The following is a 20,651-nucleotide window of genomic DNA, read 5'->3' as shown; positions in this document are numbered from 1 at the left end:
CACCGGCTCCGGTGGCCGCCGCGGCCGCCCGCCAGCGGGCCGTCACCTCGGCCGGCCCCGGCAGTGCCCGTGCCCCGCCCGGGTCGCCGTGGACCTCGTCGTGGATGACCGTCTCCATCCCTGCTCCGTTCCCGGCCGGGCTCCACGCCCGGCCGTCCGTTCCCGTTCCGTGCCGCGGCCCGGGGCCGCGTCCAGTCCTCGTGTCCCGCCTGCCGCCCCGTGCGGCGGGCGGAGCGGCCGTCAGTCCGCGACCATCCGCACCGCGCCCGGCACGTACTCGCGCTGGCGGATCACCCGGTACCAGCCCTTGGGCAGCGGTATCGCCGCGTGCTCCTCGTGCACCACCCGGCCGCCCTCGGGCAGGTGCAGCCAGCCCGCGCCGAACGGCCCGGTCTCACGGCGCAGCCAGCCCGGGCCGACCACGGCATGGGCGTGCCCGGTGACCTCTCCGAGCGCGAGCACCATCCGGCCGCGCCCGTCCCTCGGCTGCACGGCCAGCTCCGCCACCCGCGGCGGCACCACGCTCTCCTCGACCGGCACGATCAGCACATCGCCCTGGCGGTACATCAGTCCTCCCTCGCCGTACGGCCGGACCCCGGCGGACGCCGGAACCCACGGCTCCGCCGCGTTCGACGCGGTCACTCTCCGGAGCCAGGACCCGAACATAGGGCAAGGGTCTGACAACGCGCCCGGGCGGCGACCCGGCCGCCGGATTGTCAGTCCCGGCTGGTAGACAGTTGTTCGGCCCCGACCCCAGAGGAGCAGCGCATGACTGTCAACGACCACATCGAGCGGTTCCACGGTCTCCCCGTCTTCGACTTCGTGGCGGCCGTGGCCGAAGCCGAGGAGAAGGGCGGGTCCGGCTCCGTCCAGCTGCCGGACGCGGCCGCGGTCGCCTGGAAGGTCGGGCTCGACTACGAGTCCGAGGCCACGTTCGGCGAGTGCTGGGAGCAGTTCCTCGGCGCCGTCGACACCGAGCGGGTCACCGCCGTCGTGATCGGCCAGTGGGCACCCGAGGAGCCGGACAGCTTCCAGGAGCCGATGGAGGCGGTCGTCGCCGCCGCCGGCCGACTGCCCGCCCTGCGCGCGCTGTTCGTCGGCGACATCACCTACGAGGAGTGCGAGATCTCCTGGATCCAGCAGTGCGACATCACGCCGCTGCTGACGGCCTTCCCGCGGCTGGCCGAGCTGGTGGTGCGCGGTGCCTCCGAGGACTGGGACGGCAAGGGCGGTCTGGCCCTGACGCCGCTGCGGCACGAGGCCCTCAAGGCGCTGCGCTTCGAGGCCGGCGGCCTGCCGGGCCCGGTCGTGCGCTCGGTGGCCGGCTGCGACCTCCCGGCCCTGGAGCGGCTCGAACTCTGGCTGGGCGTGGACAACTACGGCGGTTCCTCGACCATGGCCGACCTCGCACCGTTCCTGGACGGCACCCGCTTCCCCGCGCTGCGCCACCTCGGCCTCCAGAACAGCGAGTTCCAGGACGACATCGCCGCCGCTCTCGCGCACGCACCCGTCGTCGCCCGGCTGGAGTCGCTCAACCTCTCCATGGGCGTGCTGACCGACCAGGGTGCCACCGCGCTGCTGGAGGGCCAGCCGCTCACCCACCTGCGCTCCCTCGACCTGCACCACCACTACCTCACCGAGGAGATGCAGCAGCGGCTGCGCCAGGCCCTGTCCGGGGTCGAGGTCGACCTCTCCGAGCCCGGCAAGCCCGACGACCGGTGGCGCTATGTCGCCGTAGCCGAGTAGCCGACCCCCGCATCCACCCGTACGACCACCCGTCCGACCAATTCGACCCATCAGGATCCGACATGGCCGTCTCCCGCCACCTCGAACGCTTCCACGAGCTGCCGATCCACGAGTTCACGCCCGACGACGCCCCGCCGCAGCCCGGCGACGCCCGGCCCCTGCCCGACGCCGGCGCCGTCGCCTGGCGGCTGTCCTTCGACCACGACACCGAGCAGGACTTCGCCCAGCTCTGGCAGTCCTTCCTGGAGAAGGTCGACCCGGCCGGCGTCCGCGCCGTGGTGATCGGCTCCTGGTGGCCGGACGACTACACGTCCGTGCGGCCCGTGGTCGAGGCCATCGCGGCCGACGCCCGGCGCCTGCCCGCCCTGGAGGCGCTGTTCCTCGGCGAGGTGACCTACGACGCGTGCGAGATCTCCTGGCTGGAGATGGACGACGTCACCCCGTTGCTGAACGCCTTCCCCGGTCTGAAGTCGCTGGCCGTGCGCGGTGGCAGTGGCCTCGTCCTGAAGCCGGTCCGGCACGACGCGCTGACCAGCCTGCGCTTCGAGGCCGGCGGGCTGCCGGCCACCGTGGTGCAGGCGATCGCCGGCTCCGAACTGCCCGCTCTGGAGGGCCTGCACCTCTGGCTCGGCGTGGACGAGTACGGCGGCGACGCCTCGCTGGACGACCTGGCGCCGTTCCTTGACGGCTCCCGCCTGCCGCGACTGCGCCACCTGGGGCTGGCCAACAGCGAACTCCAGGACGAGATCGCCGCCGCCGTCGCGCACGCCCCGGTGGTCGCCCGGCTGGAGACGCTCGACCTCTCCATGGGTGTGCTCTCCGACGACGGCGCCACGGCCCTGCTGGAGGGCCAGCCGCTCACCCACCTGCGCTCCCTCGACCTGCACCACCACTACCTGAGCGACGCGATGATGGAACGCCTCTGCGAGGCCCTGCCGGGAGTCGAGATCGACCTCAGCGACGCCGAGGCGGACGAGGCGGAGGACGAGGACGACCGCTACGTCTCGGTCGCCGAGTAGGCGGGCGACGGAGGCGATGACTGTGCAGCTGACCGTCCTCGGCAATCCGGGGCACCGACGGGTGACACTGTTCGCGGCCGCCGCCCGGGCCGCCGGGCTGCCCGAGCCCGCCGTCCTGCCCTGGCTGGACGTGCTGCGCGGCCGGTACCGGCTGCCCGAAGGCGGTCTGCTGCGCGTCGAGTCGCCCGGCGAGGAGCCCGAGGTCGACCGGCTGCTGCGTGGCCCGGCGCTCGGCCCGGGCTACGCACCGACCAGGGTCGAGGGCACGGCCGTCTGGTACGCGGGCGTCATGGCCGCGCTTCGCGGGCTGGCCGCCCGGCCCGGCGTACGGCTGCTCGGCGATCCGGAGGAGATCGCCGTGATGTTCGACAAGCGCCGGGCGCACGCGCTGCTCGCCGGGGCGGGGGTGCCGGTGCCCAGGGCGCTCGGCGGCGAGGTGACCGGCTGGGAGCACCTGCGCGAACGCCTCGCAGAAGCCCGCCTGCACCGGGTCTTCGTCAAGCCGGCGCACGGTTCCTCGGCTTCCGGGGTGATGGCGCTGGAGTTCGGACCACGCGGGCAGCTGCTGGCCACCACCTCGGTGGAGCTGGCCGACGGTAAGCTGCACAACTCGCTGCGGGTGCGCCGCTACCGCAGCGAGCGGGAGGTCGCCGCGATCGTCGACGGCCTGGCGCCGGACGGGCTGCACGTCGAACAGTGGATCCCGAAGGCCTCGCAGTCCGGGCGCTCGGCGGACCTGCGGGTCGTGGTGGTGGCGGGCCGGGCCACCCACGCCGTGGTGCGCACCAGCACCCAGCCGATGACCAATCTGCACCTCGGCGGCGCGCGGGGCAGCATCGAGCAGGTCCGGGAGGCCGCCGGTCCGTCCTGGCCCGCCCTGCTGGAGACGGCCGAACGCGCGGCGGCCTGCTTCCCCGGTTCGCCGATGGTCGGCGTCGACGTCCTGCCCACGACCGGCTGGCGGCGCGCCCTGGTCGGCGAGGTGAACGCCTTCGGCGACCTGCTCCCCGGTCTCACCGGCCTGCCCGGCGGCCCCGCCGAGGGCCTCGACACCTACGGCGCCCAGCTCGCCGCGCTCACCGACCACTCCCCGTCGTCGCCCGTGGCGACGGACCACCAGATCACGGAACCCGCTCGATGAACCACCGGACCACCGTCCCCGCCCCCGCCCCCGCCCCCGCCCCCGCCCCCGACATGAACGCGGTCGTGGGCACCCACGACCTGCTGCTCGTCACCCTCGACACGCTCCGCTTCGACGTCGCCGAGGAGTTGGCCGCGGCCGGCCGGATCCCGCACCTCGCCGCCGTCCTCCCCGGCGGCCGCTGGGAGCGCCGGCACGCCCCCGGCAGCTTCACCTACGCCTCCCACCAGGCGATCCTGGCCGGTTTCCTGCCGACTCCGGCCTCCCCCGACGGCCCGCACCCGCGCCTGTTCGCGGCCCGCTTCGCCGGCTCCGAGACCACCGCCCCGCGCACCTGGGTCTTCGACGCCCCCGACCTGCCGACGGCCCTGGCCGCGGCCGGCTACCGCACGGTGTGCGTCGGCGGTGTCGGGTTCTTCAACAAGCAGGGCCCGCTGGGCTCGGTGCTGCCCGGCCTCTTCCAGGAGAGCCACTGGACCTCCGAGCTGGGCGTCGCCTCGCCGACGTCCTTCGAGGAACAGGTCGCCGTGGCCGAGCGGGTCGCCGCCGGACAGCCCGCCGAGCAGCCGCTGTTCCTGTTCCTGAACGTCTCGGCGCTGCACCAGCCGAACTGGTTCCACCTGCCGGGCGCCACCCGTGAACACGGGGACACCCGGGCCAGCCACGCCGCCGCCCTGGAGTACGTGGACGCGCACATCGGCCGGCTGTTCGCCGCGATGAGCGCCCGCCGCCCCTGCTTCGCGATCGTCTGCTCCGACCACGGCACCGCCTACGGCGAGGACGGCTACACCGGGCACCGGATCGGCCACGAGGTGGTCTGGACCGTCCCGTACGCGCACTTCACCCTCCCCGCCCGAGCGGCGGACGCCACCGCGACCTCCGAGGAGCGCGCATGACCACCGCACCCCCGCGCCCCGACTCGCCGTACCAGTCGTACGTCTACGCGTACCCCCACAAGACGGCCTACCGCCCGTTGCCCGAGCGCCCGCCGCTGCGTGAGCTGTGGGCCGGCGAGCCGCAGCACGCGCTCTCGCTCTACGTGCACATCCCGTTCTGCGAGGTCCGCTGCGGCTTCTGCAACCTGTTCACCCGGATCGGCAGCCCCGAGGGCCTGACCACGGCCTACCTGGACGCGCTGGAGCGCCAGGCCACGGTGGTGCGTGCGGCACTGGACGACGGCGCCAGGTTCGCGCTGGCCGCGTTCGGCGGCGGCACCCCCACCCATCTGACGGCCGCTGAGCTGGAACGGCTGTGCGACATCGCCGAGCGGCGGATGGGCGCCGACCTGCGGGCGATACCGCTCTCGGTGGAGGCCTCGCCCGCCACCGCGACCGCCGACCGGCTGGAGGTGCTGGCCGCCCGGGGCACCACGAGGCTGAGCCTGGGCGTGCAGTCCTTCGACGACGCCGAGGCCCGCTCCGCCGTCCGCCCGCAGAAGCGGGCGGAGGTCGAGGCCGCGCTCGGCCGGATCCGCGCGGCCGGCTTCCCGGTGCTCAACATCGACCTCATCTACGGCATCGACGGCCAGACGGAGGCCAGCTGGCTCCGCTCGCTGGACACCGCGCTCGCCTGGCAGCCCGAGGAGCTGTACCTCTACCCGCTGTACGTCCGACCGCTGACCGGGCTGGCCCGGCGCGGCGAGCAGGAGAGCGCGTCCGCCTGGGACGCGCGGCGGCTCGCGCTCTACCGCGCCGGCCGCGACCACCTGCTCGCCCACGGGTACCAGCAGGTGTCGATGCGGATGTTCCGCCGCACCGCCTCCCCACAGGCAGGGGCGAGCGAGTACGCCTGCCAGACCGACGGCATGGTCGGTCTGGGCTGCGGTGCCCGCTCCTACACCTCGCAACTGCACTACTCCTTCGACTACGCGGTGAACGCCACCGAGGTGCGCGGCATCATCGACGAGTACGTCGCCACCGAGGACTTCCGGCACGCCGAGGTGGGCCACCGGATGGACGGCGCGGAGCCTCGCCGGCGCCATCTGGTGCAGTCGCTGCTCCAGGCCGAGGGCATGCCACTGGCGGACTACCGGGCCCGGTTCGGCAGTTCACCGGCCGAGGACTTCCCGGCGGAGCTGGCCGCGTTCGCCGAGCGCGGCTGGCTCGCCGAGGGCGACGCGGCGTCCCTGCGGCTCAGCCCGGAGGGGCTGGCGCACTCGGACGCCGTCGGGCCGTTGCTGTTCTCGCCCGAGGTCCGGGCCCTGATGGCGGCGTACGAGGCGAAATGACCTTCCTCGGCGTGCCCTCCGCGTCACCGCCGTCGGCGGACGGTGCACGGGACCTCACCCTGCTCTACCGCGGTCCGCTCGCCTCCTGCGACTACGACTGCCCGTACTGCCCGTTCGCCAAGCGGCGCGACAGCCCCGATCAACTGCGGGCCGACCGGGCCGCGTTGGAACGCTTCACCGGCTGGGCCGCCGGGCGCGCGGGCACCGGCGACACCCTGTCGCTGCTGTTCACCCCCTGGGGCGAGGGCCTGGTGCGGTCCTGGTACCGCCGCGCGCTGGTCGAGCTGAGCCGCCTGCCGCACGTCCGCCGCGTCGCGATCCAGACCAACCTCAGCTGCCGCACCGGCTGGCTCGCCGAGGCGGACCTCGACGCCCTCGCCCTCTGGGTCACCTTCCATCCCGGACAGGTCAGCCGCGACCGCTTCCTCGCCAAGTGCCGCGAACTGGACGCGCTCGGCGTGCGCTACAGCGTCGGCGTGGTCGGCCAGCCGGGGCACCTCGCCGAGGCCGGACGACTGCGCGCCGAGCTAGCCGAGGACGTCTACCTGTGGGTCAACGCCGCCGAGGGCCTCGACTACACCGACGCCGAGGCCGCGCAATGGGCCGCCCTCGACCCGCACTTCGGCTACAGCCGGCACGCCCACCCCAGCGCCGGACTGCCGTGCCGCACCGGTGAGTCCGTGCTGTCTGTCGACGGCGACGGCACCGTGCGCCGCTGCCACTTCGTCCGGGACGTCCTCGGCAACCTCTACGACGGCAGCTACCGCGCCCGACTGCGGCCGCACCCCTGCCCGTTGCCGGTCTGCGACTGCCACATCGGCTACGTCCATCTGGAGACCCTGCCGCTGTACGAGCTGTTCGGGGCAGGTGTGCTGGAACGCGTACCGCACGGCTGGCCGCAGGGCCGGTGATAATCGGTTGCCAACCGACCACGCTGTGTGAAAGCGTACGAACAACCGCGCAGAACCGGCAGGTTCGGAAAGGAGGCCCTCAGATGATCAGTGGCATACGGCTCGCCGCCGTGCCGGGCCTCGTCCTCGGCGACACCCCGGCTCGCGCTTCGACGCGTGAGCCGCACCGGGCCTGACACCCGCGCCCGCCGTCCCGGTGGCACCACCGCCCGACGCGCCTGCTGCTCACCTCCTCGTCGAAGTGCTCTTCGTGCCCCCTGCACGTTCCACCACGAGGAGCCCCGGTGTCCGACACTCATCGGCCCAGCACTGCCGCCCTGCCCGCCCTCTACGCCCTGCCCGCCGCCTGGCACAGCGAGAACGGCACGCCCCCGCCGCGCCGCCTGATCGCCGCCGACGACACCCTTCGCGCCGAGGCCGCCTACCGGCTGGCCTGCGAGGGCACCGCCCTGCTCTGGCAGGGCGACTACCCCGGCGCACTCCGTCTCCTGCACGCCATGCGTCGCCGCGCCGAGCGGCGCCGACCTCGATCCGCGCCCGACTCCCCGGCCGAGGCCTTCCGTCAGCACCGACGGGAGCGCGCCCGCCTCGCCCGCGTCCTCGGCATGCTGCTGGTGCCGCTCGACGCGGATCACCGCGTCCGGCTCCACCGGGCGCCCGACGTCCACGAGGCCTGCCTGGCGGCCTACGGACCGCTCCTTGACAACAGAATCGTGTCCCTGCGCGAGCTCCTCGGTGTGATCGGCGCACACCAGTGGCGCACCAGGGGCGTCGACGTTCCGGCCCTCGGCGCCCGCATCCACCCGCACTACGGGGTCTTCTCCCCCGTCCGCGGCGAGTACGTCGACCTCGTCGGCCGGGCACCGCTGCCACCCGCCGTCCAGGCCGACCCCACCGCCTACGACCTCGGCACCGGCACTGGTGTGCTCGCCGCGCTGCTCGCCCGGCGCGGTCTGCGCAAGGTCCTGGTCACCGATTCCAATCCGCGCGCGCTCGCCTGCGCCCGCGACAACGCCCACCGCCTCGGCCTCACCGACCGCATCGAGACCGCCGGAGCCGGCCTCTACCCTCCCGGCCGTGACCGGGCCGCCCTGGTCGTGTGCAATCCCCCGTGGCTGCCCGGACGACCGAACTCCACCCTCGACGAGGGCGTCTACGACCGGGACAGCCGCATGCTCCACGGCTTCCTCGACGGTCTGGCCGGCCGGCTGCTGCCCGGCGGCGAGGGCTGGCTCATCCTCTCCGACCTCGCCGAACGCCTCGGTCTGCGGTCACGCGCCGACCTGCTCGGCACCGTCTCCACGGCCGGGCTGCGCATCACCGGCCGTCTCGACACCGTCCCCCGCCACCCCCGGGCCACCGCCTCCGAACGGGCCGACCCCCTGCTCCGCGCCGCCCGCTCCGCCGAGGTCACCTCGCTCTGGAGGCTCGTCACCGCATGACTCCCGGCGACCTCCTCCGCACCGTCCGAAGTACCCCCGCGTCCACCGGGCGACACGGCTCCCGCGTCCCTAACCTGGTTACAGAGAGGAGGCGAAACACCATGCTTGGAGACGCTCCGCTGCAAGCAGTCATCCCCGCCACCGATCTCGCCCGCGCCAAGGCCTTCTACACCGACACCCTCGGCCTCAAGCTCACCGAGGAGGGTGAGGAGGAGTTCGCCTGCGACAGCGGCGGCACCCAGTTCACCGTCTACCGCACCCCCAGCGGTGGGCAGGCCGCCCACACCCTCGCCAGCTTCAAGGTCACCGACCTCGACGGCGAGATGGCCGGTCTCCGCGGCCGCGGCATCACCTTCGAGGAGTACGACTTCCCCGGCCTGAAGACGGTCGACGGCGTCGCCGAGGGCGAGGGCATGCGCGCGGCCTGGTTCAAGGACAGCGAGGGCAACATCCTCTGTGTGTCCCAGCGCGTGGGCCAGTAACCGGCCCGCCCACTCGCCCGCCCGGCGGACCGGCGGACCGGCGGACCGGCGGACCGCCCCGGGATCCGTCCGCTCGCCCGCCCGGCTGGCCGGCGGACCGGCGGACCGCCCCGGGATCCGTCCGCCGGCCCGCACTGCCCGTGACACCTGCCCAACCGCCGCACCCACGATGCCCGTCACACCGCGCCCTCCGGCTCGGACACGACGCCGCTGCCCGGCCCGCTCGACGGAGTGAACCGGGCAGCCGGGCAGCCGGGCGGGCGACGGGTGACGGGCGACACCCCACAACGGGAGACCAGCCGGTCAGTCGTCCGTCTCGTCGCAACGGCCGAGGCCGAGGCAGCGCAGGTCCAAGCACCGGATGCCGCGGCCGAAGGTGACCGTGCAGGACCTGCCGTCCGGGCCCGGCGCAGCCGGCCGTCACGAACCGCAGGTCACCGGCCGCGCACCCGCCGCCGGAGCGCCCGCACCGAGGCGACCGGGTCGAAGGAGCCCGGCCGGTCCCGGGTCAGTGGGTAGCAGGCGAACCCGATCAGCGCCGCGCTGAAGTGGCCGACGCTGGTGTAGTCCCGGCTCTGCTGCACGCCCAGCCCGTAGACCACCAGCACCCCCGCCGCGTACAGGTACCGCCACGGCCGCACGATCAGGTAGGTGAGCACCGCGACGACCCCGGCCAGCGCGTAGCTGACGCCGTAGTCCAGGGTGTAGACGGCCCTCGGCGAGGCGAGGCCCCGGTGGATCGCCCAGCCGAGCACGCCCTCGCTGAGGTAGGTCGCGCCGACGTGTGAGATCGCCGCCACCCCGATCCAGCGCAGCGTGCCGAGCCACCGTTCGGCGGGCACGTGGAAGAGGTTGTACAGCAGGAAGTAGGACAGCCAGCCGCCGCCCGCGATCCACAGCGCGCTGGTCGCCAGGACGCGGAGCGGCGAGACCTGGAGGTGGTGGAGGTTGGTCGAGCGCCGCTGCAGGATGCGGTCGGCGGTCACCGGATCGACGTGCCGGATCACCTGGGTGGTGACGAGCAGGATCGCCAGCCAGATGTAGGTGCCCGGCGCACGCCGGACGTAGGCCCACACCGCACGGGCGCCACGGGCCCACCAAGGCCGCCGCTGGGCCTCGGAGCCCCTGGCGGTGCTGCCTGCCATCGATGCCTCCTCGACACCTCTCCCCCTCACCCTCGCCCCCACCCGGCCCCACCGCCACCCACCTACCGGGGGACCGAGCCGCCGGCCCGTCCGACCGTTCGCGTACGCTGGCGCTCCGACCGTCCCGTTCGCGGCCTCCCCGGCCCCGGACCGGGCTGGCCGGTACCGGGAACCGCCGAACGAGGGCACCAGGCACGATGAGCGATCGCCTCGCCATGAGGACACCGCCCGGCCGCGCCGTTCCCCGACGCCCGGCCCCGAGAGCGGCCGGCCGGCTGTGGCCCACCACGGCGTACGTCCCGCGGCCGACCGACACCGGCCACCCTGTCGCCCTCGGGCTCGGACCCGGGCTCCGACTCGGACTCGGCACACTCGCCTCCGGTACCGCCTGGCTGCGCGCGCGGGCACCCGGCCCGGCTTCCTGATCCGCCCCACCCGCCTCCTTCTCGCCCCGCCCCCTCCAATTCCGGTTCCAACCGCCCGTCCAATCAGCGGAGTTGGCCGGATCGGCAGCCGGAGGACGACCTCCCTCGGGCACCCTCCGTCACCGCGGGCGATCGCATGCCCTTGCATTACTCTGCAAATCTATGCCAGAGTTCGGGCATCGGATCGATTACGCCGAATCCCGTCACACGTCGCTAGATCAGGGTCCCGCTTCAGGCGGGTCAAGGGTGCATCCATGTCGAAGGTCTTGAGCAAGCTGCCGGTCGGTGAACGGATCGGCATCGCATTCTCCGGTGGGTTGGACACCTCCGTCGCCGTCGCGTGGATGCGCGAGCACGGTGCCTTCCCCTACGCATACACGGCCGACATCGGCCAGTACGACGAGCCGAACCTCGCCGACGTCCCGGCCCGGGGCCGCGCGTACGGCGCCGAGCAGGCCCGGCTGGTCGACTGCCGGGCCGCGCTGGTCGAGGAGGGCCTGGCTGCCCTCGCCTGCGGCGCCTTCCACATCCGCTCCGCCGGGCAGACGTACTTCAACACCACTCCGCTCGGCCGCGCGGTGACCGGCACCCTGCTGGTGCGCGCCATGCAGGATGACGAGGTCTCCATCTGGGGCGACGGCTCCACCTACAAGGGCAACGACATCGAGCGGTTCTACCGCTACGGTCTGCTCGCCAACCCCAACCTGCGGATCTACAAGCCGTGGCTGGACCAGGCGTTCGTCGACCAGCTCGGCGGCCGCAAGGAGATGTCCGAGTGGCTCGCCGAGCGCGACCTGCCGTACCGGGACTCCGCCGAGAAGGCCTACTCCACCGACGCCAACATCTGGGGCGCCACCCACGAGGCCAAGCGGCTGGAGTACCTGGACGCCTCCCTGGAGATCGTCAGCCCGATCATGGGCGTGGCCTTCTGGGACCCGGAGGTCGAGATCCGGACCGAGGACGTCACCGTCGAGTTCGAGTTCGGCCGCCCGGTCCGGATCAACGGCCAGGAGTTCGCCAGCGCCGTCGACCTGGTCCACGAGGCCAACACCATCGGCGGGCGGCACGGTCTGGGCATGTCGGACCAGATCGAGAACCGGATCATCGAGGCCAAGAGCCGCGGGATCTACGAGGCCCCCGGCATGGCGCTGCTGCACATCGCCTACGAGCGGCTGCTCAACGCCATCCACAACGAGGACACCATCGCCACCTACCACACCCAGGGCCGCCGCCTCGGCCGGCTGCTCTACGAGGGCCGGTGGTTCGACCCGCAGTCGCTGATGCTCCGGGACAGCATCCAGCGCTGGATCGGCCACCCGGTCACCGGCAGCGTCACCCTGCGGCTGCGGCGCGGCCAGGACTACTCGGTCATCGACACCCAGGGCTCCAACTTCAGCTACCACCCCGAGAAGCTGTCGATGGAGCGCAGCGTCGACGCCGCGTTCGTCCCGGACGACCGCATCGGTCAGCTGACCATGCGCAACCTCGACATCGCCGACTCGCGCAGCAAGCTGGAGCAGTACGCGGTGCACGGGCAGCTGGCGCCGTGGAGCGGCCTGATCGGCGAGCTCGCCCCGGGCGGCGCGGCTCCCATCGCCGCCGGCACCGGCGACGAGGAGGAGTCCACCGCGCTCGACCACGCCGCGATCGAGTCCGGCACCGACTGACGCACCTCGCTCCACCGGAGGGCCGTCGCACCCCAGCGGTGCGGCGGCCCTCCGCCGCTCTCCGGCCCACCGCAACAAGGCCGTCACCGGATCCGCACCACCCCCCGCCCCCGCACCGCCCGGACGCCCAGCCGCCTGGGGTCGGCGCTCGGCCGGGTCGCCACCGCATCCCGCAGTGTCAGCAGGATCTCGCCGTCGTAGCGCTCCGCGAGCACCCGCGCCAGCTCCGCCGCGCCGCCCGGCCGGACGTCCGGCGCCAGCTCCGGCAGCCGGCCGGGGGCGCTGAGGTCCTGGGCCTGGGCGGCCCAGTGGGCCGCGTCGAACCGCTCGCCCTCGGCCGTGTAGTGCACCGCCAGGCAGTGCACGGCCAGTTGGTCCCCGTACTGGGCGGCTATCCGCCACCAGAAGACGCCGTCCGCCGTACGGCCCATGCCGTACAGCAGGCATCCGAAGGTGCGGAAGGCCGTCTTCTCGGCGAGTTCGAGGTCCAGCGCCAGCTCCCCCGGTTCCGCCGCGCCCGCCACGCCCGCACACAGGTGCCGCAGGTCGCGCCGCAGCTCCGCCCGCCCCCCGGCCGACCGGGCCTGCCCGGCTCCACCCCCCGGACCGGATCCCGGACCCGGACCGCATCGGGCACCCGTCCCCGCCCCGGCACCGAATCCGGAACCCGCCCCCGCCGCCGTCCCCGGGTTCGCCCCCGAGCTGGGAGCCTGCGGTGGCCGCGCACCGGCGGGCGGCCGGGCGGGGCGTTCGCGCGCGGTCGGCGCGGACCGGCGGGCGGCGGCGAGCCGCTCGGCCAGCCGGCGCGTGAAGTCCACCGGATCGTGGTCGTCGAACTCCCGCTCCAGCTCGACGGCGTGCGCGCGCAACAGGTCCACGACCCTCATGTCTCCGCCCCGCCGTCTTCCGGGTGTTCCAGCAGGTACTCCAGGTGCCGCCGCCCGAGGCTGTAGTAGGTACGGGCGGTGGTGTGCGCGATGCCCAGGGACCGCCCGATGTCGGGGTAGGACAGTCCCGCCTGGCGCAGCCTGACCACGTCGGCCTGGACCGGCGCGGCCCGCGCGAGTTCCTCCATCGCCCAGTCCAGGGCATCCAGTTCGGCGAGTTCGTTCAGCTCGTCCTGGCTGGTGTCGGGACGGCGCTGGGCGATCACCCGCAGTCGCTTGCGTTCGGTGCGGCGGCGCTCGCGCAGGACGTCCACCACCGCGTCCTTGACGATCTTGAAGGCGAAGGCCTGCGGATCGGGGCTGGCCAGAGCCCGGCGCCAGCTCTTGTAGAGCGCCGCGCCCGCGTTCTGGACGGCGTCCTGGGCATCCTCACGGTGCCGCAGGCGCTGCTGGGCGTAGCGGAGGTAGCCGGAGTTCTCTCGGGTGAAGAAGGCCTCGAAGTCGTTCGGCAGGCCGCCGAGCGGGTCGGCTCGCAGGCCCCGCTCCTCGCCCGGCCCGGGAGTGCTCACGCGGGCCCCCCTTTCGTCGGTCAGCTGGCCGGCCCACCGGGTGGCACGCCGACGGCCCTTTGGGGCTCGTGCTGTAACCGTCCGGAAGGCTCAGGATGTTGACCGGATCGGGCGGACAATTGGCGAACGATTCCGTTCACTTTTGAACGGCACTGCTGACCTGCCGCTTCACACTCGCGGACCCATCCGAAGCAATTCAAACGTGACACAGATCACAGCTCATGCGACGGCGACTTGACAAGCACCCGAGACGCCGCCGCACCATTCCCGCGCGCCACGATCCACCCCACACCCACACCCATCCCCGCACCCTCGCCGCACGCACCCCTACGGCGCCGGCTCCACCTCCGCCGCGTCCAGCGCAACGGTGACCCGGTCGAGCAGTCCGCGCAGCGCGGCCAGATCCTCGACCGGCAACCCGGTGGCCGCGAGCAGTCGGCGCGGAACCTGCCCGGCCCGCTCGCGCAGCGCCGACCCTTCGGGGGTCAGGCGGACGGTGACCGACCGCTCGTCCTCCGGACTCCGCTCGCGGCGCACCAGCCCGGCCGCTTCCAGTCGCTTGAGCAGCGGGGAGAGCGTTCCGGAGTCCAGTCGCAGGCGCTCGCCGATCCGCTTGACCGGCAGTTCACCGTCCTCCCACAGCACCAGCATGACCAGGTACTGCGGATAGGTCAGCCCGAGGTCCCGCAGCAGCACCCGGTACACGCCGCCGAAGGCGCGGGAGGCCGCGTTGAGCGAGAAGCAGATCTGCTGGTCGAGGCGGAGCAGTTCCTCGTCCGCCATGCCGGGATGGGTGGTCATGAACCCCATGGTACCGATCCCCATTGCGCCACTTAGTTGTGCACAACTGAATTGCGTGCTCTACTTATCTCGGCGCAGCGAAGCCGGCCGACACGGCGCCGCTTCCGCCCCACAGCACGCCGGGCCCGCAGCGGCCCGGACAACCGACCGCAGGAACACCCCTGAACCGAAGGGAAGCGACCATGGACGCGCTCTACACCGCAGCCGCCACCGCCAACGGCCGGGAGGGCCGCGCCGTCAGCTCCGACGGACAGCTCGACCTCACGCTCGCCATGCCGCCCGCACTCGGCGGCAGCGGCCAGGGCACCAACCCGGAGCAGCTGTTCGCCGCCGGCTACGCCGCCTGCTTCGCCAGCGCCCTCGGCCTGGTCGGCCGGCAGGCCCGGGTGGACACCAGCGAGGTCTCGGTGACCGCCGAGGTGTCCATCGGCAAGGACGGGGCGGGCTTCGCCCTCGCCGTCGTGCTGCGCGTCGAGCTTCCCGAGTCCCTCGCGGGCGAGACCGGCGAGCTGCTGGTCAAGCAGGCGCACGAGGTCTGCCCGTACTCCCGCGCCACCCGGGGCAACGTCCCGGTCGAGCTGGTCGTCGAGTAGGCGCCCTCGCCGACCGGCCACCGGAGCCCCCTCCGGCAGCTCGGGCCCGCCGCAGTTCGCCTGCGACGGGCCCGCCCCGTCCCCCCGTTCTCCCCCGACGCCCCCGACGCCCCCGGGGTCATCCGTCGCCCGGGCCGTTCACCGAGCGGAGCGTCTCCAGCCTGTGCCGGTACTCCTCCGCGTCGATCTCACCCCTCGCGAACCGCTCCGCGAGCACCTGCTCCGGAGCCGGCCCCTGAGCCCCCTGCCCCTTCTGGCCCCAGCCCCGTGGGCCGTCCGAACCGGACCCGCCGACGCCCGCAGCCGCCCCACCGGGCGGGACCGGCTTCCGCGAGCGGGAGACGTAACGGAACAGGGCCACGGCGAGGAGCACGACGACGACCAGGAACAGCAGTGTCCCGAACGCCATCAGTCCCATGCCCCAGCCACCCACGATGTGGCCGCGGCCGTGCCAGTACCTCATCAGGACCTCCTCCTCCGGCCCCGTCGGGGCCCGCCGAGGTGAGCAGCGATCAGCGCGCTACCACCATCGTGCGCCCGTCACCGGCGAAAACGGCATGTGAGGAGTCTGAGAAGACCAGCCGGCCCCCGGCCCGGCGCCCACCGGGTAGCGTGCCGCTCGTGACCCACCACCCGCCGACCACGTTCCACTCCCAGCGGCCCACGGCTCGCCGGCCGTCCGCGGCCCATTCGCCGCCGAACGACGACCGCTCCCCCGAGCAGCTCGTCGCCGCCGGAGTGCTCCGGCGTCACCCGGACCCGCGCCCCCACCCGGCACTCGGCCACTCCCCGATCGACTACGTCACCGCCGCGCTGTGGGCCGAGCTGACCGCCCTCGCCATCGCACCGGCCGCCGCCGAGGCCACCGCCACCGCCTTGTTGCGCGCGATCGCCGACCAGGCCGTGGACGCGGCGCTGGCCCCGGGCAACGAACGCGCGCCGCACGACGACCTGTACGTGGCCGACCCCGCCCACATCGGCCCGCACCGCCGGGCGGTCTGGTTCCAGCGCTCCGGCCCACGCGGCCCGCTCGACCCCCTCACCCCGCTCGACCCACGCGGCGGGTACGGCGCACGGCGTCCGATCACGGCCGCCTTCGCACCCCATGAGCCGTAAGCACCCCACGAGCCGTAGGCACCCGGCGCCCGCGGGACAGTCGGCGCCCGCGGGACAGCCGGGGCGCCACACCCGAGGCTGCCGCACCCGCAGCACGCGGGCCGGCCCGCCCCCTCAGCGCTCGACCCGGAGGCTGTGGCAGACCCAGCTCAGCCGGTCCGGCCCGCCGTACGGCGGTCGGTCGTGGTACGTCCCGTCCGCCACCGACATGTTGACGATCAGGTACGCGTGCCACCCGGCCCCCACCCCGTGCAGGTCCGCGTAGACCAGCTCGTCCTCCACGTACCAGTCCACCGAGTTCGCGCCGAGCACCACCCGCAGGCCGAAGGTCGCCCCCGGAGCGATTCCGGCGCTCGCACCGTGCCAGTACCGGTAGCCGCCCCGGACGTGGTTGGAGATCTCCAACAGGTCCGGGTTGTCCGGGTGGTACTCGAAGACGTCCACCTCGTTGCCGCCGTCCCGCCAGGTCCAGATCGCGGGCCAGGCGCCCAGCTCGACGGGCAGTGTCACGCTCGCCGACAGCACGTCCTCGGCCTGGAGCTGGAAGCCGTCCGGACTGCCCTCGGTGGTCAGCAGGTTGCAGCTCCACAGGCCGCCGCTGTGCCGCCTGGTCGCGGTGAACGACCCGTCCGGGCAGTAGTCGCGGCTGAGGTAGTCGAGTTTGTGGTCGCTCCGGTTGGTCGGTCCCATCCGTGGATAGGCGCTGCTCCGCCCGGCGATCCACTGACTGGTCGAAGTGAAGTCCGCGTCGAACACGACCGCCACGGCCGCCTCCCCGAAGCTCCGGCGCCCCGGCAGTCCACACGGCCGGGCACACAGAGTGAGTTACCCGGTACCCTGTGCAGTATGCGAAGCGGATCGTTCGGGTCCGTGCCGAACGCGCGGTCCGCGTCGAACGCGTGACCGGGAAATCGGGCGAACCCCGGAAACCGAGGGGGCCCGGCCGGTCAGCCGACCGGCGCCGAGCCCCCGGCCCCGAGCCGGTCGGTCACCGAGACGACCCCGTCCACCGAGCGGCACAGATTGAGCACGATCGGCACCAGGTGCGGCTCGGGCACGGTGCCACTGAGCACCACGCGCCCCTGGTTGACCTCCACCCCGATCTCCGCCGGGCTGACGCCGTCGATCCGGCCGAGCACCTCCTCGACGATCTCCCGCCGGATCACCATGTCCTCGCGCAGGAACACCCTCAGCAGGTCACCGCGGCTGACCATGCCGATGACCCGCCCCTCCTCGTCCAGCACCGGCAGCCGCTTCAGGCCGTGCCGGCTCATCAGCCGGGCCGCCGCGACCACGCTGGTCTCGGGGGTGGTGCAGACCGGCTGCGCGGTCATCAGATCGGCCGCGGTCACCTCTCCGTCGGGGCCCGCCTTCGCCGACTCCGGCGCGGGCAGCAGGCTGGCCGGGTCCTCCTGGGCGGCCAGGGTGCGCAGCAGGTCGGCCTCCGAGACCACGCCGAGCGGCCGCCCCTCCGGGTCGGCCACAGGTACGCCGGTGATGTCGTACTCGCTCAGCAGCGTCACGATCTCCCGGAACCCGGTCTCGGGCACGACCAGGACCACGGGGCTGGTCATCACGGATTCGACGGTGGCATGCCGCACGCCGGTTCACCTCGTCCAACGATGCTGGTCCGGCCGGGCGCGGATCGTTCCGGTCGGTACCGGCAGCATCGCCCGCCGCGGTCGTGATCGCCAGGGGCCAAGGGGCCGAACGGGTGGGACCTTGGGCCCTGACCTGCGAACGCGCTTCCGACAACCGGCGATCAGTTGTGGACGGACGCCCCGCGGGCGGGGGTCGTCAGGAAGCCGTGGCTCCTGATGTCGGCCCCGGCCGGCGGGTCGTCGCGGATCCAGCCGACGGCGCCCGTCCGTAGTCCGGCAGGTCGACGCTGCTGACCTGCCTGCCCAGCTCCAACATCTTCTCCAGCGCCCAGCGCCGGTTCAGCAGCCCGTTGCGGAACCGCAGCCCGGTGGCCGTGCGCGGCGCGAGGAACGGCCCGGTCCTGTCCCCGCCCTTCTGGCAGCCCCGCGCGTAGCCGCGCAGCAGCTTCTCGTACCGCTCGAAGGCCGCCCGGTGGTCGCCGCGCGCCCCGGCCAGCTCGCCCGCCAGGACGTACGCGGCCACCACCGCCGTCCCGGTGCCCATGCCGCCGATGGTCGCACCGCAGGCGGCGTCGCCGATCAGGGCGATCCGGCCGGTCGACCAGGCGGGCACGTCGGCGCGGCTGATCGAGTCGAAGTACAGCTCGGGGGCGGCGTCCAGGCTCTCCAGCAACTGCGGCACCCGCCAGCCGAGGCCCGCGAAGGCGGCCCGGACCAGCGCCTTCTGCCGGGCCTGGTCGTGGCGGTCGTAGCGCAGTTCGGGCGAGGCGAAGAGGCAGAACGCGCCCGCCAGGCCCGGGTCCCGGTGGGCGGCACCGACGGACATCAGCCGGCCGGGGACGTTGAGGCCGACCGCGCCGACCGGCAGCCCGAGGTCGTTCGGCAGCTGCCAGGTGGCCGCGTAGTAGCCGAGGTGGCGGACGTAGCGCTGCTCGGGGCCGAAGGCGAGCCGGCGGACGTTGGAGTGCAGCCCGTCGGCGCCGATCACCAGGTCGAACTCGCGCGGCGCCCCGTGCCGGAAGGTCACCCGGACCCCACCCGGGGTCTCGTCCAGCGCCGTGATCGAGTCGCCGAAGACGTACTCGGCGCGGGCACTGCTGTGCCGGTGCAGCAGCCGGGCCAGCTCTCCGCGCGGGACCTCCACGTCGCCGCCGGCGAACTCGGCGGGGAGGTGCAGCAGTCGGCGCCCGCCGGGGCCGACGAAGGTCATCGGGCTGCCGCCGGTGCCGAGGGTGCGCAGCTCCTCCAGGACGCCCATCCGCTCCAGCACGGTCAGGTGGGTGCGACCCCGGAAGTCGACGTCCTGGCCTCCGTCGCGCAGCCCCGGGGCCAGTTCGACCACCGTCACCTCGAAGCCGTACCGGCCCAGCCAGTGGGCGAGTGCGGGGCCGGCGATGCTCGCGCCCGAGATCAGGACCTTGGTGCTCATGGAAACGCTCCGTCCGAGGATCGAGAAACTGTGTCTGGCGGACACTGTTCATTGCTGTGTACGGTAGACACAGTTGTGCCCCCAGGACAACCCCCCAGGTGGGAAGCGGAACGGAAACACGGTCAGCGGTCCGGGACGGAAGCCCGGACGGGACCCGAGGACGGGAGCGGATGAATGGCCGAGGCGGCGAACGACACGGTGCGGCTGCTCTGGGGCCCGCCGGCCAAGCCCACCCGGGGCCCGAAGCCGGCCCTCAGCCTGGAGCGGATCGCCGCGGCCGGGGTCGAGGTCGCCGACGCGGAGGGGCTCGGCGCGGTCTCCATGCAGAAGGTCGCCGGGCTGCTCGACTTCACCAAGATGTCGCTCTACCGATACGTCCCCGGCAAGGCCGAACTGGTCGCCCTGATGGTCGAGTCGGCCGTGGACGCGCCCCCCGCGGCCCCGGAGGGCGCCGACTGGCGGGAGCAACTCACCACCTGGGCGCACCACTTGGCCGACTCCTTCGCCCGGCACCCGTGGCTGCTGGACGCCACCGTCGGCCCCCGGGCGCTCGGCCCGAAGGAACTCGCCTGGCTGGAACGGGTGGTGGCGGCACTCGACGGTCACGGGCTGACCGGCCCCGAACGGATGGACGCCGCCGTCCTGCTCGCCGGGCACGTGCGCGGGATCGCCGCGCAGTCCCGCGCCGCCGGACCGGCCGACACCCCCGAGGCCGAACTCCTCGCCGCCCTCGGCACCGTGGTCCAGGAGCACGCCGACCGCTTCCCCGCCGTCGCCGCCGCGATGGCCGACGCCGACGGCCGCGACCAGGCGCTGGAGTTCGGGCTGGAGCGCATCCTGGACGGCCTGGCGGCACTCATCGAGCGCCGCACGAACCCTGCTTAGCAGCCCTGCCCGGCAGGCCCCGGCCACCGCCCCGGGAGGCCACCCGGACCCGCCCGTCGGACCCGCCGACCGGAATGCCGACCGGAAAACCGACGGGCCCGCCGGAAAACCACTCGGACCTGAGCCCGTCCGCTCGCTAGCATCGCGCCCCATGGCGATGTTCGTGCACCTGACCGCCGCGGCGAACGCGCCGCGCATCCGCCGCGCCGGGATCCGCGCCGACAGCCGGGGCCAGGGCGGGGTCCGCGGGGTGTACTGCTTCCCCGTGCTGCCGTCCTACACGCTGACCCACCAGTGGCTGCGCGAACTCGCCCGGTTCGGGCCGAAGGGCGCACTGGTCGCGGTGCACCTGCGGCTGGACGACGAGCAGGAGGTCCTGACGGGGCACTACCGCGACCGCGCCCGGGGCGCCCAGCGGCCGCTGCGGGCGGCCGAGGCGGTCCGGCGGATCGGCGCACTGCCCGATCCGCGCGGCTGGGAGGTGTTCCTGCCGCGCGCGGTGGGCACCCGCGAGGAGCACCGGGTCCGCGCCGTGCCGCAGGTCTCCGGCTGGCGCTACCTCCCG

General features: G+C 73.6%; 21 protein-coding genes and 1 pseudogene. 13 read left to right on the top strand and 9 right to left on the bottom strand.

Annotated elements, in window-relative coordinates; all coding sequences use genetic code 11:
• Nucleotides 1–240: 240 nt before the first annotated feature.
• The gene (locus BU198_RS09275; RefSeq protein WP_188296006.1) at nucleotides 241–567 is read right to left on the bottom strand and encodes a hypothetical protein; all 327 of its coding nucleotides are present in this window, start codon (nucleotides 565–567) and stop codon (nucleotides 241–243) included.
• Between the two features lie 201 nt (nucleotides 568–768).
• Between BU198_RS09275 and BU198_RS09270 the strand changes: the two genes are divergently transcribed.
• From BU198_RS09270 to BU198_RS09235, 8 genes are all read left to right on the top strand, one after another.
• Complete coding sequence (locus tag BU198_RS09270; protein ID WP_188296007.1) at nucleotides 769–1,746, top strand: STM4015 family protein; 978 nt, start codon at nucleotides 769–771, stop codon at nucleotides 1,744–1,746.
• 62 nt (nucleotides 1,747–1,808) lie between these two features.
• Nucleotides 1,809–2,765, top strand: coding sequence for an STM4015 family protein (locus BU198_RS09265; protein ID WP_188296008.1), 957 nt, complete (start codon nucleotides 1,809–1,811; stop codon nucleotides 2,763–2,765).
• Nucleotides 2,766–2,781: 16 nt separating this feature from the next.
• Nucleotides 2,782–3,906, top strand: a complete 1,125-nt coding sequence (locus BU198_RS09260) for an STM4014 family protein (RefSeq protein ID WP_188296009.1) — start codon at nucleotides 2,782–2,784, stop codon at nucleotides 3,904–3,906.
• Nucleotides 3,907–3,959: 53 nt separating this feature from the next.
• Complete coding sequence (locus tag BU198_RS09255; RefSeq protein WP_188296017.1) at nucleotides 3,960–4,802, top strand: STM4013/SEN3800 family hydrolase; 843 nt, start codon at nucleotides 3,960–3,962, stop codon at nucleotides 4,800–4,802.
• Complete coding sequence (locus BU198_RS09250; protein WP_188296010.1) at nucleotides 4,799–6,133, top strand: STM4012 family radical SAM protein; 1,335 nt, start codon at nucleotides 4,799–4,801, stop codon at nucleotides 6,131–6,133. The genes BU198_RS09255 and BU198_RS09250 overlap by 4 nt, the downstream gene beginning before the upstream one ends.
• Before the next feature lie 11 nt (nucleotides 6,134–6,144).
• Nucleotides 6,145–7,044, top strand: a complete 900-nt coding sequence (locus BU198_RS09245) for an STM4011 family radical SAM protein (protein ID WP_317620005.1) — start codon at nucleotides 6,145–6,147, stop codon at nucleotides 7,042–7,044.
• 284 nt (nucleotides 7,045–7,328) lie between these two features.
• On the top strand, nucleotides 7,329–8,486 hold the full coding sequence (locus tag BU198_RS09240; protein WP_317620006.1) for a class I SAM-dependent methyltransferase: 1,158 nt from the start codon (nucleotides 7,329–7,331) through the stop codon (nucleotides 8,484–8,486).
• A gap of 101 nt (nucleotides 8,487–8,587) precedes the next feature.
• A complete protein-coding gene (locus BU198_RS09235; protein WP_188296012.1) occupies nucleotides 8,588–8,968 on the top strand; it encodes a VOC family protein in 381 nt (126 codons plus the stop codon).
• Nucleotides 8,969–9,402: 434 nt separating this feature from the next.
• On the opposite strand, the gene BU198_RS09230 is transcribed toward BU198_RS09235, so the two are convergent.
• The gene (locus tag BU198_RS09230) at nucleotides 9,403–10,113 is read right to left on the bottom strand and encodes a rhomboid-like protein (RefSeq protein ID WP_188296013.1); all 711 of its coding nucleotides are present in this window, start codon (nucleotides 10,111–10,113) and stop codon (nucleotides 9,403–9,405) included.
• A gap of 679 nt (nucleotides 10,114–10,792) precedes the next feature.
• Here BU198_RS09230 and argG point away from each other — a divergent pair.
• Nucleotides 10,793–12,205 carry an argininosuccinate synthase gene (gene argG, locus BU198_RS09225; RefSeq protein ID WP_188296014.1) on the top strand — a complete coding sequence of 471 codons (1,413 nt, stop codon included), beginning with the start codon at nucleotides 10,793–10,795 and terminating at the stop codon, nucleotides 12,203–12,205.
• Nucleotides 12,206–12,288: 83 nt separating this feature from the next.
• Here the strand turns inward: argG and BU198_RS09220 are convergent, their stop codons facing one another.
• The 3 genes from BU198_RS09220 to BU198_RS09210 all read right to left on the bottom strand — a co-directional run bounded on the left by BU198_RS09220 (nucleotide 12,289) and on the right by BU198_RS09210 (nucleotide 14,462).
• Nucleotides 12,289–13,092, bottom strand: a complete 804-nt coding sequence (locus BU198_RS09220) for a hypothetical protein (RefSeq protein ID WP_188296365.1) — start codon at nucleotides 13,090–13,092, stop codon at nucleotides 12,289–12,291.
• Nucleotides 13,089–13,661: an RNA polymerase sigma factor gene (locus BU198_RS09215; protein ID WP_188296364.1), complete on the bottom strand. Its 573-nt coding sequence runs from the start codon at nucleotides 13,659–13,661 to the stop codon at nucleotides 13,089–13,091. The genes BU198_RS09220 and BU198_RS09215 overlap by 4 nt, the downstream gene beginning before the upstream one ends.
• A 327-nt stretch (nucleotides 13,662–13,988) precedes the next feature.
• Complete coding sequence (locus BU198_RS09210; RefSeq protein ID WP_188296363.1) at nucleotides 13,989–14,462, bottom strand: MarR family winged helix-turn-helix transcriptional regulator; 474 nt, start codon at nucleotides 14,460–14,462, stop codon at nucleotides 13,989–13,991.
• 182 nt (nucleotides 14,463–14,644) lie between these two features.
• Here BU198_RS09210 and BU198_RS09205 point away from each other — a divergent pair, with 182 nt between their 5' ends.
• Nucleotides 14,645–15,055, top strand: a complete 411-nt coding sequence (locus tag BU198_RS09205) for an organic hydroperoxide resistance protein (RefSeq protein ID WP_188296362.1) — start codon at nucleotides 14,645–14,647, stop codon at nucleotides 15,053–15,055.
• A 118-nt stretch (nucleotides 15,056–15,173) separates the two neighbouring features.
• Here the strand turns inward: BU198_RS09205 and BU198_RS09200 are convergent, their stop codons facing one another.
• Complete coding sequence (locus tag BU198_RS09200) at nucleotides 15,174–15,518, bottom strand: SHOCT domain-containing protein (RefSeq protein WP_188296361.1); 345 nt, start codon at nucleotides 15,516–15,518, stop codon at nucleotides 15,174–15,176.
• Between the two features lie 158 nt (nucleotides 15,519–15,676).
• On the opposite strand from BU198_RS09200, the gene BU198_RS09195 reads away from it, so the two are divergent.
• Nucleotides 15,677–16,171 carry a hypothetical protein gene (locus BU198_RS09195; protein WP_188296360.1) on the top strand — a complete coding sequence of 165 codons (495 nt, stop codon included), beginning with the start codon at nucleotides 15,677–15,679 and terminating at the stop codon, nucleotides 16,169–16,171.
• Between the two features lie 114 nt (nucleotides 16,172–16,285).
• Here the strand turns inward: BU198_RS09195 and BU198_RS09190 are convergent, their stop codons facing one another.
• The 3 genes from BU198_RS09190 to BU198_RS09180 form a co-directional block, all read right to left on the bottom strand.
• Complete coding sequence (locus BU198_RS09190) at nucleotides 16,286–16,936, bottom strand: beta-glucanase (protein ID WP_188296359.1); 651 nt, start codon at nucleotides 16,934–16,936, stop codon at nucleotides 16,286–16,288.
• A gap of 182 nt (nucleotides 16,937–17,118) precedes the next feature.
• Nucleotides 17,119–17,745 carry a CBS domain-containing protein gene (locus BU198_RS09185; RefSeq protein ID WP_223244150.1) on the bottom strand — a complete coding sequence of 209 codons (627 nt, stop codon included), beginning with the start codon at nucleotides 17,743–17,745 and terminating at the stop codon, nucleotides 17,119–17,121.
• Between the two features lie 223 nt (nucleotides 17,746–17,968).
• Complete coding sequence (locus BU198_RS09180) at nucleotides 17,969–19,201, bottom strand: FAD-dependent monooxygenase (RefSeq protein WP_188296357.1); 1,233 nt, start codon at nucleotides 19,199–19,201, stop codon at nucleotides 17,969–17,971.
• Between the two features lie 174 nt (nucleotides 19,202–19,375).
• On the opposite strand from BU198_RS09180, the gene BU198_RS09175 reads away from it, so the two are divergent.
• Entirely contained in the window at nucleotides 19,376–20,086 is a 711-nt protein-coding gene (locus BU198_RS09175) for a TetR/AcrR family transcriptional regulator (RefSeq protein ID WP_188296356.1), read from the top strand.
• Nucleotides 20,087–20,237: 151 nt separating this feature from the next.
• Nucleotides 20,238–20,651 (top strand): annotated as a pseudogene (locus BU198_RS09170) (HEAT repeat domain-containing protein); the annotation flags it as partial.

This window comes from Streptomyces sp. CBMA156 (genome assembly GCF_014596515.1).
GTDB lineage: Bacteria > Actinomycetota > Actinomycetes > Streptomycetales > Streptomycetaceae > Kitasatospora.
The sequence above is the reverse complement of the archived record's forward strand: the minus strand, read 5'-3'. Positions and strand labels throughout refer to the sequence as shown.